This window comes from Marinobacterium sp. xm-a-152 (assembly GCF_013282965.1).
Classification (GTDB): Bacteria; Pseudomonadota; Gammaproteobacteria; order Pseudomonadales; family Balneatricaceae; genus Marinobacterium_E.
Window position 1 is genome coordinate 253909 of record NZ_WBYI01000001.1, and the last position, 17151, is coordinate 271059.

General features: G+C 45.3%; 14 protein-coding genes, 3 tRNA genes and 1 pseudogene. 12 read left to right on the plus strand and 6 right to left on the minus strand.

All coding sequences use genetic code 11. The features are described 5' to 3' along the window. The first annotated feature begins 66 nt into the window (after positions 1–66). Positions 67–2391, plus strand: coding sequence for a response regulator (locus XMA152_RS01220; protein ID WP_173482480.1), 2325 nt, complete (start codon positions 67–69; stop codon positions 2389–2391). A gap of 136 nt (positions 2392–2527) precedes the next feature. Here the strand turns inward: XMA152_RS01220 and XMA152_RS01225 are convergent, their stop codons facing one another. Next, positions 2528–2884 carry a phasin family protein gene (locus XMA152_RS01225; RefSeq protein WP_173482481.1) on the minus strand — a complete coding sequence of 119 codons (357 nt, stop codon included), beginning with the start codon at positions 2882–2884 and terminating at the stop codon, positions 2528–2530. Between the two features lie 167 nt (positions 2885–3051). On the opposite strand from XMA152_RS01225, the pseudogene XMA152_RS01230 reads away from it, so the two are divergent. Next, positions 3052–3783: pseudogene (locus XMA152_RS01230) on the plus strand (RluA family pseudouridine synthase); the annotation flags it as partial. Positions 3784–3835: 52 nt separating this feature from the next. Beyond that, complete coding sequence (gene mtnN / locus XMA152_RS01235; RefSeq protein ID WP_173482483.1) at positions 3836–4624, plus strand: 5'-methylthioadenosine/S-adenosylhomocysteine nucleosidase; 789 nt, start codon at positions 3836–3838, stop codon at positions 4622–4624. A 19-nt stretch (positions 4625–4643) separates the two neighbouring features. Here mtnN and XMA152_RS01240 read toward each other — a convergent pair whose 3' ends face one another. Continuing rightward, on the minus strand, positions 4644–5099 hold the full coding sequence (locus tag XMA152_RS01240; RefSeq protein ID WP_173482484.1) for a TlpA disulfide reductase family protein: 456 nt from the start codon (positions 5097–5099) through the stop codon (positions 4644–4646). Between the two features lie 76 nt (positions 5100–5175). Between XMA152_RS01240 and XMA152_RS01245 the strand changes: the two genes are divergently transcribed. Then, positions 5176–6051, plus strand: a complete 876-nt coding sequence (locus XMA152_RS01245) for an NAD(P)-dependent oxidoreductase (RefSeq protein ID WP_173482485.1) — start codon at positions 5176–5178, stop codon at positions 6049–6051. 81 nt (positions 6052–6132) lie between these two features. Then, a complete protein-coding gene (locus tag XMA152_RS01250; RefSeq protein ID WP_173480923.1) occupies positions 6133–6273 on the plus strand; it encodes a hypothetical protein in 141 nt (46 codons plus the stop codon). Between the two features lie 39 nt (positions 6274–6312). Here XMA152_RS01250 and XMA152_RS01255 read toward each other — a convergent pair whose 3' ends face one another. Then, the gene (locus XMA152_RS01255) at positions 6313–7179 is read right to left on the minus strand and encodes a DUF1853 family protein (protein ID WP_173482486.1); all 867 of its coding nucleotides are present in this window, start codon (positions 7177–7179) and stop codon (positions 6313–6315) included. Positions 7180–7277: 98 nt separating this feature from the next. Between XMA152_RS01255 and XMA152_RS01260 the strand changes: the two genes are divergently transcribed. From XMA152_RS01260 to XMA152_RS01290, 7 genes are all read left to right on the plus strand, one after another. Beyond that, entirely contained in the window at positions 7278–7598 is a 321-nt protein-coding gene (locus XMA152_RS01260; RefSeq protein ID WP_254443754.1) for a high mobility group family protein, read from the plus strand. A gap of 4 nt (positions 7599–7602) precedes the next feature. Continuing rightward, a complete protein-coding gene (gene uvrC / locus XMA152_RS01265) occupies positions 7603–9426 on the plus strand; it encodes an excinuclease ABC subunit UvrC (protein ID WP_173482487.1) in 1824 nt (607 codons plus the stop codon). Between the two features lie 14 nt (positions 9427–9440). After that, the gene (gene pgsA, locus XMA152_RS01270) at positions 9441–10007 is read left to right on the plus strand and encodes a CDP-diacylglycerol--glycerol-3-phosphate 3-phosphatidyltransferase (RefSeq protein WP_173480926.1); all 567 of its coding nucleotides are present in this window, start codon (positions 9441–9443) and stop codon (positions 10005–10007) included. A gap of 109 nt (positions 10008–10116) precedes the next feature. Continuing rightward, positions 10117–10192, plus strand: a tRNA-Gly gene (locus tag XMA152_RS01275). 4 nt (positions 10193–10196) lie between these two features. Further along, positions 10197–10271, plus strand: a tRNA-Cys gene (locus tag XMA152_RS01280). A gap of 57 nt (positions 10272–10328) precedes the next feature. Next, positions 10329–10415, plus strand: a tRNA-Leu gene (locus tag XMA152_RS01285). Positions 10416–10497: 82 nt separating this feature from the next. After that, positions 10498–10869, plus strand: coding sequence for a response regulator (locus XMA152_RS01290; protein ID WP_173480927.1), 372 nt, complete (start codon positions 10498–10500; stop codon positions 10867–10869). A 22-nt stretch (positions 10870–10891) separates the two neighbouring features. On the opposite strand, the gene XMA152_RS01295 is transcribed toward XMA152_RS01290, so the two are convergent. The 3 genes from XMA152_RS01295 to XMA152_RS01305 all read right to left on the minus strand — a co-directional run bounded on the left by XMA152_RS01295 (position 10892) and on the right by XMA152_RS01305 (position 17122). Next, complete coding sequence (locus XMA152_RS01295) at positions 10892–12613, minus strand: GGDEF domain-containing phosphodiesterase (protein WP_173482488.1); 1722 nt, start codon at positions 12611–12613, stop codon at positions 10892–10894. 66 nt (positions 12614–12679) lie between these two features. Continuing rightward, positions 12680–14452 carry an EAL domain-containing protein gene (locus XMA152_RS01300; protein ID WP_173482489.1) on the minus strand — a complete coding sequence of 591 codons (1773 nt, stop codon included), beginning with the start codon at positions 14450–14452 and terminating at the stop codon, positions 12680–12682. Next, positions 14453–17122, minus strand: coding sequence for an ATP-binding protein (locus XMA152_RS01305; protein WP_173482490.1), 2670 nt, complete (start codon positions 17120–17122; stop codon positions 14453–14455). Positions 17123–17151: the final 29 nt, after the last annotated feature.

Here is a 17151-nt window from a genome sequence, read left to right on the forward strand (position 1 = left end):
AGATTGGTTGAGTCAGCCTATGGGAAAGGGGTTTTTGCAGGTATAACCCTGATGGGGATTCTGGGGATGATTATAGTCTCTGTGGCTCCAGTAAACGCCAAGATCGGAGGTTGGGTATTCGTTTTAGCTTGGATTGCCATAGGGCTAGTTGGCTTAGTTCGTCCTAATGCTCGTTACGCTCTAACGATTGCACTAAGTTTGGTTTGTTTCCCACTAGGTGTCATTACGGTTTGGATGAATGGCACGACAACACTTGCTGTTTCAATCGTTTTTTCACTGCTTCCAATAATACTGCTGGCTAATCGCTTAGGTCTGTTTATTTCGTTTGCCTATTTAGCACTTTTTGCAATTCCACCTGTTATTCACCAAGACTTCGACACTACTCTCTACGCTCGGCTGTTGTTCTCTAATTTAGTCTTAATGGGCGGAGCGTACTTTATTATTAGCTTTACTCATCGCAATTATATTGAGAATGAGGAAAAACAATCAAAGCTTGTACGGTCAGCTCTTCTTCAAGATGCGGCGCTAGCGATGGATGAGACTGACATCCTAGAAGTAGCTGTCGACGATATGAGTGTGCAATACCTCCGAGGTACTAGCGCTACGGCGATCGAAGGGACTTTCGAAGAGAAGATTAGACGATCGCTCGTCGATACTGCCCTTGCTGACCAAATTATTCGAGCGATCAAATCAGATGCTGTTGGTGGCGAGAGGTGGGTATACGAGCTCTACACCGACTCTAGTCGGACAGAGACGCGGTGGCTGAAAATTTTAATTAGTCAAAGTTATAGCCGTGGCAATACACGGTATCGACTAATTGTTAGGCGCGATATAACAATTGAAAAGCAAGGAGAGCTTGAGCTCCGTGAAACCGGAGACCGACTTCGTTCTGAACTTGCTAAGCAGGATCAGCTATTTGCAATCATCGGTCATGAGCTGAGAACGCCCGCATCTGCACTAAAAATGCTGATTGAAGATCAAAGAATTTCAGAGTTAGAACCTCATGGAGGAGTAATAGCGGAGACTGCTGAGCATCTACTGCGTGTTTTGGATGATATGCGAATAGTCACTCAACCTGAGCGTGTACTTGAGTCACCTGAATTGAAGGGGTCTGTGCCTGCGATGATACAGCGCTCTTTACCCTTACTTGGGCGATTGCTAGTTGAGCAAGGATTGAGCGTCTACGTAGAAGCAAGTGAGCAAAGTAACGCACACTGCGTTGTCCGCGAACAATTACTCCGCCAAATTGCCCTCAATATCGTGAAGAATGCAGCGCTTCATGCGCATGCCACCGAGATGCGAATTGGTATTGAGGCTGAAGATCTAGGAGAGTCTATTCGTTTCACGCTGGAGTTTGCAGATAACGGCAGAGGTATCCCCGCAGAGCAGCAAGAACAGATATTTGAAGCTTTCGAGCGCGGTGATACCGAAGCCGAAGGAACCGGGCTGGGACTGCACATTAGCCGAACTTATGCCCAGAATATCCTCAACGGTGACCTGACCTATCGTGATAACGAGCCTCAAGGAGCGATCTTTACACTGACCGCTGTCTTCAACAAGACCAGTTTGGAACTTGAAAAAGCCGAACAAGAGGCGAAACAGATCGCTCAGATGAACCTGCTTGACGGACTCACCGTTCTCTATGCCGAGGACTCACCCGTCCTGCGCATGACAACGGTCAAACAGCTCCAGAATAAGGGGGCAACGGTGCTAGTGGCAACTGATGGGCGCGAGGCACTCGAAATTGCTGACAACCAGTCTTTCGATCTCGTCATTACGGATATCTTTATGCCCAATCTGGACGGTTATGGCGTCACCAGTGGGATCAGAGAGCGCGGTTTTGATTGCCCCATTATTGGTGTCACAGCAGCGGTAGTGGGTGATGAGACTGACCGATTAATAGCCTGCGGGGCAAACGCGGCGCTCGCAAAACCACTGGATATAGCAGCACTGCAAAAAGTGATAGCTTATCATGGCCACCTCATACATGCCCTCAATAAAAGCGAGTATGAGACCGCTCGTCGCCGTCGAGTCTTGGTGATCGATGATGATCCCATTACGCTGGCTCGATTTGAAGTCTTACTTGAAAATGATTTCGATGTGCGAACACAAGAGTCAGCGCTAAAGGCCATTGAGGACTTCAAAGCCTTTAATCCAGATGTGATTCTCTGCGATGTGAATATGCCAGACATGAACGGCTTTGAGGTATTTAAAGAGATACACAGTCTTGATCCCTCTGTTCCTATCATCCAGATCTCAGGCACCCGCGCTTCAGAACACTACCTGAGTATTGCAAAGACAATGGGGGCTGCTGAGATCATGGAAAAAACATCGGATGGCGATGAGGTTCTGCACCTCCTTCATCAAGTGCTCAGATCGAATATCAAGTGAAGGGCTAGACGCTTAGTCTGGAAGAGTGGAAGGGGGGCTTAAAGGCGCCGTCAAAACAAAAAAAAGAGAGCCGAAGCTCTCTTTTTCAAAATGACTGCAATCTGCGATGCAAAGTGCAGTGATGTTCTAGTGCTAATTATGCTTTAGCAGACATGAACTTTTTTAGTTCTTCGAACATTGGAGCTGAAGCGTAATCTTCTACACTCTGTTCCATCAGTTCAGTCAATTCAGCTTTAGCGGCTGCAAGTGCTGCGATCTCTTTCTCAGCAACTTCAGTCATTTTAGCTTCAGCTTCTTTCAAGTATTTAACTTGAAGTTCTAGAGCTGCTTTTGGATCTTTAACTTCAGTTAGAGATTTCATCTGTGAAAGAGATGCGTTAACAACCTCTGTTACATAAGATGATTGAAGACCAATTAGGGCTTCAGCAGTCTTCTTGTTGATCTCAGCCATCGCCATCATTGGCTTCATGCTATCTTTTAGTTCGTTCATCATGAGTCATACTCCTAATTTAATTTATTGTGCACTGCACCATAGGGTCAATATATTGTGGTTTTTGCTAACTGTCAAACCTTTTTGTGCACCGCAACAAAAATATATTTAGAAACTCCCACTGTGGTTTTTTTCACGAATAGGTATCATGGCGGCAACACAAGGAAACCGACATGCAACTCTCTATACTCTTCGAAGATGACTATCTTATAGCAGTAGATAAACCCTCGGGTTTATTGGTTCATCCGAGTTGGATTACAAAGCCTGATGAACCCACCTTAATGGGCCTGCTGAAAGAGCACTTTAATGCTGAAAAGCTGCATACTATCCACCGACTTGATAGGGCAACTAGTGGGGTTATGTTGGTTGGTAAAGAGCTTGAGTCATCGAAAACAATGCAAGAGCAGTTTCAGGCCAGAGGCGTTAAAAAAGAGTACGAGTGCCTTGTAAGAGGGTGGTGTAGTGAACCACAGGGCAGAATTGATCATGCATTGGTGCCCAAATACGATAAATTTGCAGATCCATTAGCAAGCCAGGATAAAGAGGCCAAAGAGGCGGTAACCGACTTTAAAGTCATCGGGCAAACCGAGCTGGATATTCCGGTTGGGCGCTACTCAACATCTCGCTACAGCCGTGTAGCCTGCTTCCCACATACGGGCCGTAAACACCAAATTCGCCGCCACATGAAGCACCTTCTTCATCCCATTATTGGGGATACTAAATACGGAGAGGGGCGTCATAATAGAATGTTCCGTGAACATTTTGATCTGCATCGTTTGGTGCTGTTGGCTAGAACCATTCATTTCACCCACCCAGTAACGGGTGAAAAGCTGTCTATACACTCAGAACTACCTGCTGAAATAGAACAGCTCTACCGGCAATTAGGGCTGAATAAGTCTTAATAAATCGTGTTAGAATTCAATCAAATTTAGATTTACCTTAAAAGAGTTCCTGATGAGCCGTCCTGACGATATCAATTCCAAGATTCAAGCTGACAACAACACTTCGTCCAGTTTAGAGAGCGCACTTAAAAATAAACCAGTCATCGCACTGATTGGTGCCATGGATCAGGAGATTGAACGCCTAAAAAACAGCATTCAATCGTTACAAGTAAGTGAAATCGCAGGCTTTACTTTCTACTCAGGGCAGATCGACGGTGTTGATGTGGTACTGCTTAAATCGGGCATCGGTAAGGTCAATGCTGCAGTGGGTACCACCTTGCTATTAGATCACTTTAAACCAAGCTGTGTGATTAATACAGGTTCTGCTGGTGGCTTTGATCCAACGTTGAAAGTAGGGGATGTGGTGATCTCTGATGAGGTTCGTCACCACGATGTTGACCTTACGGTATTTGGCTACGAGATCGGTCAAATGGCTAGAATGCCTGCCGCTTACTTAGCGGATGAACTGCTACTTAAGGTGGCTGAAGAGTCTATTGCTCAGTTTGAAAACACCGCATGTCAGCGTGGTTTAATCGCGACCGGTGATGCCTTTATGAGCGATCCAGAGCATGTTGAGAAGGTTAGAGCTAACTTTCCTACGATGAAAGCTGCAGAGATGGAAGCGGCTGCCATTGCACAGACCTGTTACCGCTTTGAGGTTCCGTTCCTAGTCATTCGAGCACTGTCGGATATTGCAGGGCAGGAGTCCAATGTCAGTTTTGATCAATTCATTGAAACGGCATCAGAGAATTCGGCTCAGATGGTTTTAGCCATTGTTGCCAGACTTGCAAAACTAAGCTGATTCGAAGAGTGGCTGGTTGCTATTCAGCAGCCAGCTCTTTCAGATAGTTGACGACCGATTCACTGTCCCATTCGCGCTCACCGATCACTTTATCAATCACTTCGCCCTCTTTATCGAGAACCAATGTCATCGGTAACCCCTCAAGACGCAGAGTCATAAAGGCCGCTCCCGGCTCATCCAGCCAGATTTCGGGTTCTGCGCCATCAAAGTTCTCCAATACGAAGGCCTCCACCTGATCACTCATATCACCTACATTGATAGCTACCACTCGCGCGTGACCTTCAACAGCCTCCTCTAAACGCCCTAATGCAGGCATCTCACGAATGCAGGGCGGGCACCAGGTTGCCCAGAAGTTAATCAAGCGTACTTCACCTTGGTACGCATCAAGCGTGATAGGGTCACCCTCTAGGGTTTTGAAATCCAGCGGTGGAAGTTGCGCGGCCTGTGAAGTGATCGAACAAATCGATAAAAACATTCCTAGCGTATAGGACTTAATAGTGTGTAAGCTCATAGTTATTAATACGAATCAAATAGAGAATAAGGATCATATCATGGCAAACGTTGCTTTTATTGGCTTAGGTACAATGGGTTACCCAATGGCAGGGCATCTTACTAAGGCGGGACATGAAGTCACTGTATACAACCGAACCTTTGCTAAAGCAGAAGCCTGGGTCAGCGAATACGCAGGTAAAGCAGCTAAAACCCCACAAGCAGCCGCTGAAGGCTGTGACATTGTATTTGTGTGTGTCGGTAATGATGATGACCTATACCAGGTTACAACGGGCGACGAGGGTGCCATTAAAGGCATGAAGACTGGTGCAATTCTTGTTGATCACACCACGGCATCCGCTGAAGCGGCTAGAACACTCAATACGGTCTGCCGTGAACAGGGATTGGGATTCATTGATGCTCCTGTGTCTGGCGGACAGGCGGGCGCTGAAAATGGCGTGCTTAGTGTGATGTGTGGTGGTGATTCAGAGGTCTACAAACAGGTTGAACCAGTTATTGATGCTTATGCTAAATCACAAAGCTTGTTTGGTGATGCTGGAGCAGGGCAGTTGGCTAAGATGATGAACCAGATCTGTATTGCAGGTTTGGTGCAGGGGTTAGCTGAAGCGATCCACTTCGGCCAGAAGAGTGGCCTTGATGTTGCCGCCGTTATTGATGTTATACAGCACGGGGCAGCCGGTTCTTGGCAGATGGTTAATCGTCACCAAACAATGATCGATGAAAAGTATGACTACGGTTTCGCTGTTGATTGGATGCGTAAAGACTTAGGTATTGTCCTTAATGAAGCGCGCAGCAATGGCGCACGCCTTCCTGTGACAGCGATTGTGGATCAATTCTATTCGGAAGTTCAGGCGCTGGGAGGCAATCGTTGGGATACCAGCAGTCTGCTGAAGCGACTGCAGTCGATGGATAAATAGTTGTATATATCTTGCAGGAATTGATTTAGATCAATAAAATGCGTACCGTCTTAAATAAACAAATTAATGAGGTTTAGTCAGATGGGCTCAATCGATAAATACAACATGATTTCTCTAGCTCCAAGCCTAGTGATCATCGGTGCAATGCTTGTTATGACAGTAGTCGGCATTAAACTTCTGAAAGGCGCTATTGCTAAAGATGCGGCGAAAGCTGGCGAATAAGCGACCTTGATAAAAGAACCGCCTCAATGGGCGGTTTTTTTATGTCTGATCGATCATCAACTCTGCTTTATCTACCCAGGCCTCTGGCACAATAAACAGCCTTTCCACTAACTGTCTTGAACGGCCTTCGCCCAACACCACGAACAGTTGTTGTGGTCGGTCGATCACACACTCTGCTCTCTTTAACAGGTTGCTTTTACTCACTTCGATGTCATGGATATGTGAAGGGGAGATCAACCACTCAGATCTCGATGGTATTAAAAAACGAACTGAGTCTGGGTATTCATCTAAAAAGCCTTCCAATTCGTTGACGCAAAGCCAGCGGCCACGAGGATGCTGTGGGTGAATGTTATTCGGTATCTTCGATTGGTTATCGCTGACATGGTAGAAGAGCCAGCCAAATATTTGTGCATAGCTCTCCACCGCCGAATCGACTCCTAACGATTGCAGAGTGCGTTTTGCTGGCTCAGACTCAAGAAGCTTTAACTGCTTGTTTTCTATATGTTTGATTTTTCTATCCAGAGAGTCCGTCAGACTAGGACCTAAATAGTCACTCATCTGGCCGCTACTCCCAACACGAAGATAAAATTTTATGGCGACCTCTATATGCTGCCAAGCGCCATCTTTGCAGACTAGAAAATCTGCTTCGCCTAAGGTTTTCTTATTCTCAATTATTTGAATATGACTTTTTAAATCAGTAATTTGAGGAAATGTTTTAAGATGAAGCTCGAATAGATCCTCAAAGTGAACACCTAGCCTGTGATGATGTTTAAGCTTCGAAATCAAGGAAGCGTTAATAGCGAGAGGGTCACGTCTAAACTGGTTTTCACCCACCAGTGTTTGGGCTTGGCTTAACCAGGCAAGTTCACTCACTGTCTGCTCTGTTGTGTAGACGATCTTTTTCATAAAACACGCTGGCTGAATTTTAAATTCAAATTAACATTCTAGCGGCCAATACGGTACTCTATAGTCTCAATTTTAGTGAGCGAGTTAAGGAGCAGGGAATGGCTTTAATGACGAAACGTCAAGCTCAAGAGGCTGAAGCGGAAGCACGAATGGAGAAAACCACTCGTAGTCCACGTCTCTCTGATACGGATATTAATTACATACTCATCAACGGTGCTCAAATTGCATTGAGCAAAATGAAACGTGCCGATGCCTATGATGATCGTCTCTACTATCATGCGCAAATCAGTGCTTACCTTGAGGTGTCACTATCACGCGGTGCAGGGATCACCGACGATACTCGCGATGATTTAAACAACCTCTACAAAGAGGCCACTTACATCTACATGGAATCGAAACGTAACCGTGCCAGGGATTAATTGATTGACGACGTTTGATCCTAAAGCCTTCTTAGCAACACTCCCTAACAAAGCTGGCTGTTATCAGATGTACGACAGTTCTGGTGAGCTGTTGTATGTCGGTAAAGCAAAGAACTTAAAGAACCGGGTCTCAAGCTATTTCAGAGAGACCGGTCTCTCTATTAAGACCCAAGCATTAGTCAGCAAAATCCAATCCATTGAGATTACGTCAACCGGTTCTGAGACAGAAGCACTGCTGCTAGAGCAGAATTTAATTAAGCAGTATCGACCGCCTTACAACATATTGTTGCGTGATGATAAGTCTTACCCCTACATATTGATCACCGATAAAGACGAATTTCCAGCCGTTAGATATCAACGCGGAAAACGTTCTCCCAACGGCACTCTATTTGGCCCTTTTCCTAGCGGTGGCGCGGTAAAAGAGAGTCTGAATCTTCTACAGAAGCTGTTTAAAGTACGTCAGTGTGACGACAGTTTTTTCCGTAACCGTTCTAGACCCTGCCTGCAGTACCAAATAGAGCGCTGCAGCGCTCCCTGTGTGGGTTTAGTTGACGATGCGGATTACCAGCGTGACGTGCGTCATACCAAGCTTTTTTTGCAGGGTAAAAACCCAAAAGTGATGAGTGAGCTCGCATCCGAAATGGAGGCTGCCTCTCGTCAATTAGCGTTCGAAAAAGCCGCTCAGCTTCGGGATCAATTGGCTCGCTTGCAGCACGTACAAGAGCAGCAGACCGTTATCGGTCAAAAAGGTGAGGCGGATGTCTTTGGCGTAGCCGTTCAACCTGGCGGCGTTTGCGTACACGTTCTTTTTGTCCGTCAGGGGCGAGTTATTGGCTCCAAAGTGTATTATCCCCGAATTGCTATCGAAGACAGTGCAGAGCATGTCTTAAGCGCTTTTATTGCTCAGTTTTACTTGGCTGGCGGGCGCGAGATACCAGAGTCTATTATTACGGCGATTGAACTGCCCGAGTCTAACCTTCTCAGTGAAGCTCTTAGTCAAATGCGCGAACGTAAAGTCTCTATTACTAGTAAAGTGCGTTCTGATCGCAACAGTTGGCTTAAGTTAGCTCAGCAAAATGCCGAACAGAATTTACAGTCACAGCTGGCCAATAAACAAAATATCTATAACCGATTCCTAGATCTTCAGTCAGCGCTAGGCATGGAGGAGATCCCCTCAAGACTTGAGTGTTTCGACATCAGCCACTCCAGTGGAGAGGCTACTGTGGCCTCTTGTGTAGTGTTTGATCGCAATGGCCCGCTGAAACGTGACTATCGTAAATATAATATCGAAGGTATTACTGGGGGTGATGACTACGCCGCCATGAACCAAGCCTTGCACCGTCGTTTTGAAAAGGCGACCAGTGCGGATGCAATACTCCCTGATATCCTGGTTATTGACGGGGGTAAAGGACAGGTAGCTCAGGCTGTTGAGGTGCTTAATGAGCTCAATATTCAAGGGATCAAGGTAATTGGTATCGCGAAAGGCCCAACACGTAAAGCGGGCTTTGAAATTCTGATTGATGCCGAAACAGGCAGCGAGAATATATTGCAGTCTGACTCTCTTGCGCTTCATTTGTTGCAACACATCCGTGACGAATCCCACCGATTTGCCATCACGGGTCACCGTGCGCGTCGTGCTAAAGCGAGAAAGCAGTCACTACTCGAAGGCATTGATGGCGTCGGCCCTAAACGCCGTAGAGAGCTACTGAAACATTTCGGAAGTGCGAAAGCGGTTGAGTCAGCAAGTGTTGAAGAAATCGCAAAAGTCTCTAGTATTAGTAATAGTCTTGCAGAGACGATCTATCTCGCTCTGCACCCCGATAGCTAAAGGTGCTTCTCTGCATGAATCTACCCAACGTATTAACTCTGTTACGTATTGTTTTAATTCCATTTTTCATCATTGCATACTACTGGCCGACACCTTTTGCCGGTTGGATATCAGCAGGAATCTTTGCCTTAGCGGCCGTTACTGATTGGTTGGATGGTTATCTCGCTCGCAAATGGCAGCAAGAGAGCAGCTTTGGGGCATTCCTTGACCCTGTGGCCGATAAGTTAATGGTCGCTGCGGCTTTGATTTTACTGGTCGATACCTATGGACGTCTCTTTTCTGATTGGCCTGCCATTCTCTCGATTCCAGCCATCATCATAGTCGGTCGTGAAATCGTGATCTCTGCATTGCGTGAATGGATGGCTGAAATAGGGGAGCGCGCTCAGGTTGCCGTCTCTATGATTGGTAAAGCTAAAACAGCCCTTCAAATGCTAGCCATCTTTATCATGATTGGTGCTGCGCCCGGAACGACTCTGGCCTGGATCGGGGTCGGTATTCTCTATGCTGCTGCGCTACTAACGCTATGGTCTATGTTTGTCTACCTGCGTGCTGCTTGGCCACACCTTAAACCTAATCAGTGATAGGCCTTAAAGTCGAGTAAGTGGTTATTTTTTAAGCAGATCTAATTTCAATCTAGCGATTGACAGGGTGGGTGAAGCGTCTATAATACGCGCCACTTGTTCAGCAAGTGCGGGAATAGCTCAGTTGGTAGAGCGCAACCTTGCCAAGGTTGAGGTCGCGAGTTCGAGCCTCGTTTCCCGCTCCAATATGGCGAGTTGGCAGAGCGGTGATGCAAATGATTGCAAATCATTACTAGGCCGGTTCGACTCCGGTGCTCGCCTCCATATTCTCTTCCTAAAGATCTCTCTTTAGGGATGTATCAAACGATACACATCATCAATGCCCTGGTGGTGGAATTGGTAGACACAGCAGACTTAAAATCTGCCGGCCGTTAGGCTGTACCGGTTCAAGTCCGGTCCGGGGCACCATTTTTATCTACTTTTTCTTGTCTACTTTCAACTTCTTGCTAAACTGAATTTACTTTTAACATTCTTATTAAGCAGTTGAGATATGTCTAAAAAAACCATCCTTTGCATTGACGATGACTCGTTTACTCTTGCCCAGATCCGTGATGCTTTGGAGTCTGATTATAAATTGGTCTGTGCAGTTGACCCTGAAGTGGGACTTTCATTAGCGGTCAAACGCCAACCCGATCTGATTCTACTTGATGTCAATATGCCGGGAATGAATGGATTAGAGTTGGCTGATCTGCTCGACAAAATCACCATGACCAGCAATATACCTGTGATTTTCCTGAGTGCATTTGCCACCCCTGAGATACAGGAGCGTGCAGAACAGTTAGAAGCAAAGGCGTTTTTAACTAAGCCATGTAACGGTCGTTACATTAAAGAGATGGTCGCTAAGTTTTTAGAGACTGAGTAGATACTTTGTTAGATCGCACTCTCTAAGCTGAGTAGCGATCTAACATCTCCTGCGAACTTAACGGTTTGCTGAAATAGTAGCCTTGAATGTAATCGCAACCCAGCTCTTTCAGAGCAAGCAGTTGCTCCTCTTGTTCCACACCCTCAGCGATCACTTTGATTCCTAGCGATTTTGACATCTGAATAATCGCTTTACAGACGGATAGGTTTCGACTGTTTTCGGGTAGTCCGTCGATGAATACTTTATCGATTTTCAAATAATCAATTTTAAAGTCCAGTAGATAAGATAAGGCAGAGTAACCGGTTCCGAAGTCATCCAACGCCAGCTCAATCTGATTTTGTGAACAGTATCCCATTAAATCATTGAGCTTTTCAGACGGAAGAAAGAGCGAGCCTTCCGTCAATTCAAGCCGTAACTTGAGCAGTTTTCCATGGTTTAAGTTAGAGAGGAGATTGATGATATCTGAACTACTATCTTCACCTGTATTAAGGCTTCGTGCAGAGACGTTCACAGAGAAAACAGGCAAAGGGTCGATAACGGTTTGCCACTGCTGAGCGGCCTCAATCATCTTATGAAAAACTCGCTCATCCAACTGCGCAATAATACCTATCTCTTCTGCAATTTGAATAAACTCATCTGGTGAAATCTGGCCATAGTAGGGGTGATGCCACCGCGCTAAGGCTTCAACACTGTATAGCTGCTCTGTATCACAACTAATAATTGGCTGATACATCACCTCAATTTGTTCGTCTGCAACCGCCTGTTTTAGATCTGCGATCAGTGTTTGACGCCTAATCGAAGCGGTCGTCATTTCAGGTGAATAGAAAACAAATTGATTGTCTCCGAGCTGTTTTGCTCGATAGAGCGCCTGCTCAGTAAACTTCAGCAGGTCGGTTGCATCAAGCGCATCTGATGGAAATTCAGCCGCACCAATACAGCAGGAGATATCGTATTGCTGATTTTGATAGAAAAATGGTGCTTGAATGTTGGATCGAATTTTAATCGCTAAATCGACTATGTTGGTTTTATTCTTTTGATTATCGATGAGCAACAGGAACTCATCACTACCGGCTCGCGCCACTATGTCATGGTCAGACACATTATTATGAATGCATTCAGCAACATGAATCAGTATCGCATCGCCGCAACCATGACCGTAACTGTCATTAAACGATTTAAACCGATCTATATCCAGTGCAAGTAGTGTGTAGCGGTGCCCAGTATTAGCCTCGTGAATAGATGAATTCAAACAACCCACAAAGTAATTACGATTAGGTAGTCCAGTCAGGGCATCATTGTTTGTGTGTTGCCAGATGAGCTTTTCACGACGCTTATCTTTGGTGATGTCTCGACCAAAACCAATCAACCCGACAATTTTTCCATCACTGTTCCTAAGGGGTAACTTTGAACAAAGATTAAATGTCTCACCGCCCTTAGGCCAGGTTTCAGTATAGAGTTTGGCAAGCAGTGGCTCACCAGTCTGCATAAGGTCCAACTCTTCCTGTCTCATCGCTTCTGCATGTTCAGCAGTGTAAAAGTCAAAATCACTCTTGCCCAGTATTTGGTCAACCTCTTTTAGCCCATAATGTAGGGCTAGGTTCCTATTTGCGTAAATCAAGGTTGACGAGAGATCTTTAATAAATACCTGATCGAAACAGTTTTCTAGTATCACGTTCAACAGTGGCTGATCCCTGAACCACTCAGTCGTTAGGGAATCCACAATTTGTGTTGTGTAGCGCGACATATAATCAGCCTTGATGGTTAACTACCTTAAGCATAGTCGATTATTAGAAAGTTGCTTACCTCTTTGCTAAGAGAAAGAGTATTGTCTATTCGCGCTGGTCACTAATGGCTGCGGTGGGAACTCATTTGGTAGTAGGGGTGCATCAAATAGATAACCTTGCCCCTCGTCACACCCCATATTTACGAGCATTCTGTACTGCTCTTTAGTCTCTATACCCTCAGCGACTACCACCAGATCAAAGGTATGCGCTAAAGCAATGATTGCTTGAACTAAGCGTCGCGATTTTTCAGAAAAAGTCATCTGATCGATAAAGCATCGATCAATTTTTAACGTATCCAAAGGTAAATTTTGAAGATAAGAGAGAGAAGAGAAACCTGTCCCAAAATCATCCATCGCAATGGATATGCCTAATTGACGAATCTCATTAAGAACTGAGATTGCATAGTCGACATTAGAGATGAACATAGACTCTGTAATCTCAATTTGAATTTGAGAGGGTGAGACGCCATGTTTGACCAATGTTGATTGCACAAATGATATAAAGTTTGGGTTGAATAGCTGAATAGGCGATGCGTTTATCGCCAATGTAAAGTCCATGCCGACTCGTCCCGATTTAAGCCAGCTGTTAAGTTGTTTGACTGACTCATCAAACGCCCATTCACCAATTTCATTGATCATGCCAATTCGCTCCGCAATGGGAATGAACAGCTCTGGTGAAATTTTGCCAAGGTTGCTATTTTCCCATCTTAATAACGCCTCAGCGCCGATGACAGATCCTTTGCTGATCGAAACCTTAGGTTGGTAAGTTAGATAGAGCTCTTTATTGATGATGGCACGTCTCAATTCAGATTCAATCTTTGCTTCGTGATTGTTCGAGTCATCCATCTGTTGGTCGTAGGCATCATAATCTAGGCCGCTATTAAGACAGGGAACAGCCAGTACCGCTCTCCGGATTAATTCACCGGGTTGTTTAATCAGTCCTTTAGATACAGCGAATCCAATTCGGACAGAAAGTTTATAGTGCAGTGTGCCGATTTCATGAATACCGGTTAACAATCGATGCATGCGTCTTGCGAATTGCTCTTCGAAAGCAGGGTCAATTTCAGTCTCTTTAATCGCGATAAATTGATTGGCATTCCAAGCACCGATCATTGCGACCTGATTAGCAGCTGACTCCGATATAAGCTTGGCGAGCGTTTGCATGGCTCGATCGTATATCTCATAGCCGTACGTTTTTGCTAAAGCATCCGCTCCATCTATTTCAATAAAGTAGGCCGTTAAGTCCTTCTCTAGCGCAAACTCTTCAAAGATATGTTTCTGAATTGCTCTTCGGTTAGGCAATCCAGTGGTTTCATCGGTGTAACCCAGGGCTTTCAGAGAGGCAATATCATCATCCGCTATGTAAGCATTTATATAAGTTGAGTCAGAGGCTGTTCTAACCGAACCCAATGTCGTTTTTAGAATATTGCTGATGCGTTCAATAATCAGCTGATGATCAAAGGGTTTATTTAAAAACTCGACCGCCCCTAATGCCAGCGCTTTTGTGCGGGTCTCCATATCAGTTTGCGCGGTTAGCACTATGATGGGAGGCCGTTTGTTGGGCATTGCTTCGTCCAATTGTTGCATGACTTCAAAGCCATTCATGCCAGGCATTCGAATATCTAGAAGTATCAGGTCTGGCAGGCTCTGTTTTGTCTCTTGAAGAACCTGTAAGGGGTCTGTTAAAGACCTTAGGTGGGTAAAACCCTGATCCTCTAATAGATCTTCTAAAAGAAGTACGTTCGCTTCGTTGTCATCAACTATGAGGATATTGGCGTCAAGAATGTTTTCGCGGCTCATTTAATTTACCTCCTCAAAGTAGTCATCAATTAGGTCGTAAAATTTAGGTATATCGATCGGCTTGGTTAGGTAGTGATCAAATCCCTCGTTTAAGCCTCGTTTAACATCGTTTGGCATAGCATTGGCCGATAGCGCGATGCAGGGAGTGCCCTCCAAACTTGGCTCCTGTTTGAGGAGTTTTAATAACTGAAATCCATCCATTCCCGGCATATTGATATCAAGAATAATAAGATCAGGCCGATGGGTTTTAGCCATCTCTAAACCCAGGAAGGGCTCATGAGCAACGACAAGATTTATGCTTTCAAAATCTTCAAAAATATCCTGCATGAGTCGCTGATTGGCTGGATTATCTTCAACGTAAAGAACAACCTTTTCTGATTGGCTGGTTAGATCAGTATTGAGTTGATCATTTTGTACCTTGCCGGATGTGAATGAGTCACTCTTAACCTGGCAGTTAGCCAGTGGTAGCGTTACAGTGAAGGTACTTCCGGTGTGATCGCTTTTCACATCGATCGTACCATTCATATATTCGACAACCTTTCTTGTTAGCGCTAGCCCGACACCGGTTCCCTCTATGCCAGAGTTTTCTGCATTGCTTCGATTGAATGGCTCAAATATATGATCAATCTGATCATCGCTGATACCGATCCCGGTATCCTGAACATGCACGAGTACTGATTGGTCAACCACCTCCCAAGACAATTCAACTGAACCTTGTTGGCGGTTGTATTTAATGGCGTTGGAGAGCAGGTTGATCAGTACCTGTTTGAGTCTGGTGTAGTCTGCCATCGCCTCAATATGCTGTGCGTTAGCTTTAACCAGAATAGAGATACCACTCTTGTCCGCTAGTGGCTGCAGCACCTCTAGGGTTTCATTGGCAACGCTATCGACCAGCGTAGGTTCTAGTGAAATTGAGAGCTTACCCGCTTCAATTTTGGCAAGATCTAAAATGTCATTGATCAGTGTCAGAAGATGCTTACCACTCGAGTTGATTTGGTGCACCTGTTTTGACTGCTTCTCATTGAGAGGGGTCTTTCTATTAGCTTGGAGCAGTTCTGAGAAGCCAATGATTGAGTTCAGTGGTGTTCTTAACTCATGGCTCATAGAGCTTAAGAATTCACTCTTAGCACGGCTTGCATCTTCGATTAGATCCTTCGCTGCTTCAAGCTCCGCTGTGAAACGTTCCCGCTCATTCATCTGACGGTAGAGCTGAATCAGTAAAGAGCAGGTGGCAACAAAGGGTTCTAACCAATTGACCAGCTCATCATTCAGCTCTGATTCTGAGTTGGCAATGGCGATCATGCCTAGCGTTTTATCACCTTGTTTAATAGGCATTCCTAGCAAATTATGCAGAGGAGGGTGTCCATCAGGAAGACCGCGTCGACCCGGTGCTGTGGCGGGTGATTCTGTTAAGACCACCTCGCCTTGAGCAAACACACGACCTAACAGGGATTTCGTGTTGGTTACCCGACTCGAACCTGCCAAGAATTTTTGCATCAAACTTTTCGACTCTTTATCCCAGGAGAGATCAGTTAAAGAGTGAACGATCAGTTCAGGTTCTGACTTGCTTGGATCCACCTCACCAATCAGCGCATATTCGCTATTGGTTAACTCGCGTAATGACTCCTGCAGAAAAGACCATATAGAGTTGCCACTGATCAGCGCTTCATAATCAGTTAGACCTTTGTGAAGTTTATCCAGCAGCATACTTTGTCGCTCTAACTCACGCTCTTTGCGCTTGGTTTCACGAAGATCCGTCACTATCCCAATGAACTCATTTTGAGATTGGTCATCAATAACCACTTCACTGACGGCCAAATGTATGGGTATCAGCTCGCCACTTTTACTGATGGCTGATACTTCACGACCTTCACCGATCACCGAACTGTTGTGAGTGGCATTTTGGCGCTTATCACGGTCGTAATGTTTTAGGTATCCATCATGGTGTTTAGCAATATCCTTAGGCATCAACATTGATATGTTTTGACCTACAAGCTCGTCGATAGAGTAGCCAAATAGAGATTCAGCTTTTTTGTTAGCATCCTCGATAATGCCGCGGTGACTGATCCGAATAACGGCAGCGGCTGCATTCGATACAAGGCTTGATTGCCTAGCCAATTCACGGCGAAGAAGATCACGTGAACTAATAATCTCTCTGTTTTTCTCTTCGTTATCTTTTTGTCGCACATGTAAGGCGATGAGAGCTTCAGCCTGCAGGGCAAAAGAGTTTAGAAGCTCCTTCTGCTCCTCAGTAAACTGGCGTGGCTTTGTATCAATGACACAGAACGAACCTAGACAGAAACAATTAGTGTCGTGTATTGGGGTGCCGCAATAGAAGCGTATGTTTGGCGCTCCGATCACCAGTGGATTATCATGAAAGTCAGGATGTTCAAGGGCATTACGCACCTCGAGTAGTTTGTGATCGTGAACCACATGGGAACAAAAAGCTTCATCACGACCGGTTTCACAAACATCTAATCCGTAAATGGATTTAAACCACTGTCGCTTACTATCTATTATTGAGACAGCGCAGATAGGGGTATTAAAAATATGAGCCGCCTGAGCTGTAAGCTGATCGAAATAGAGGTCACTGGGCGTATCGAGTAGACCAATGGATTTTAAGCTAGCAATGCGTTGAGTTTCATCTTCAGGGTGAGCGGCGATTCTCATAAAACACCTTTTATCAATCGGTTTAAAGT

Excerpts from the sequence above, each read along its gene's own strand:
- XMA152_RS01305 (WP_173482490.1), bottom strand. The coding sequence starts at position 17,122 with ATGAGAATCGCCGCTCACCCTGAAGATGAAACTCAACGCATTGCTAGC.
- XMA152_RS01240 (WP_173482484.1), bottom strand. The coding sequence starts at position 5,099 with ATGTTTTTATCGATTTGTTCGATCACTTCACAGGCCGCGCAACTTCCA.
- pgsA (WP_173480926.1), top strand. The coding sequence starts at position 9,441 with ATGAATCTACCCAACGTATTAACTCTGTTACGTATTGTTTTAATTCCA.
- XMA152_RS01295 (WP_173482488.1), bottom strand. The coding sequence starts at position 12,613 with ATGTCGCGCTACACAACACAAATTGTGGATTCCCTAACGACTGAGTGG.
- mtnN (WP_173482483.1), top strand. The coding sequence starts at position 3,836 with ATGAGCCGTCCTGACGATATCAATTCCAAGATTCAAGCTGACAACAAC.
- XMA152_RS01300 (WP_173482489.1), bottom strand. The coding sequence starts at position 14,452 with ATGAGCCGCGAAAACATTCTTGACGCCAATATCCTCATAGTTGATGAC.
- XMA152_RS01250 (WP_173480923.1), top strand. The coding sequence starts at position 6,133 with ATGGGCTCAATCGATAAATACAACATGATTTCTCTAGCTCCAAGCCTA.
- XMA152_RS01220 (WP_173482480.1), top strand. The coding sequence starts at position 67 with ATGATTATAGTCTCTGTGGCTCCAGTAAACGCCAAGATCGGAGGTTGG.
- XMA152_RS01225 (WP_173482481.1), bottom strand. The coding sequence starts at position 2,884 with ATGATGAACGAACTAAAAGATAGCATGAAGCCAATGATGGCGATGGCT.
- XMA152_RS01260 (WP_254443754.1), top strand. The coding sequence starts at position 7,278 with ATGGCTTTAATGACGAAACGTCAAGCTCAAGAGGCTGAAGCGGAAGCA.
- XMA152_RS01245 (WP_173482485.1), top strand. The coding sequence starts at position 5,176 with ATGGCAAACGTTGCTTTTATTGGCTTAGGTACAATGGGTTACCCAATG.
- XMA152_RS01255 (WP_173482486.1), bottom strand. The coding sequence starts at position 7,179 with ATGAAAAAGATCGTCTACACAACAGAGCAGACAGTGAGTGAACTTGCC.
- XMA152_RS01290 (WP_173480927.1), top strand. The coding sequence starts at position 10,498 with ATGTCTAAAAAAACCATCCTTTGCATTGACGATGACTCGTTTACTCTT.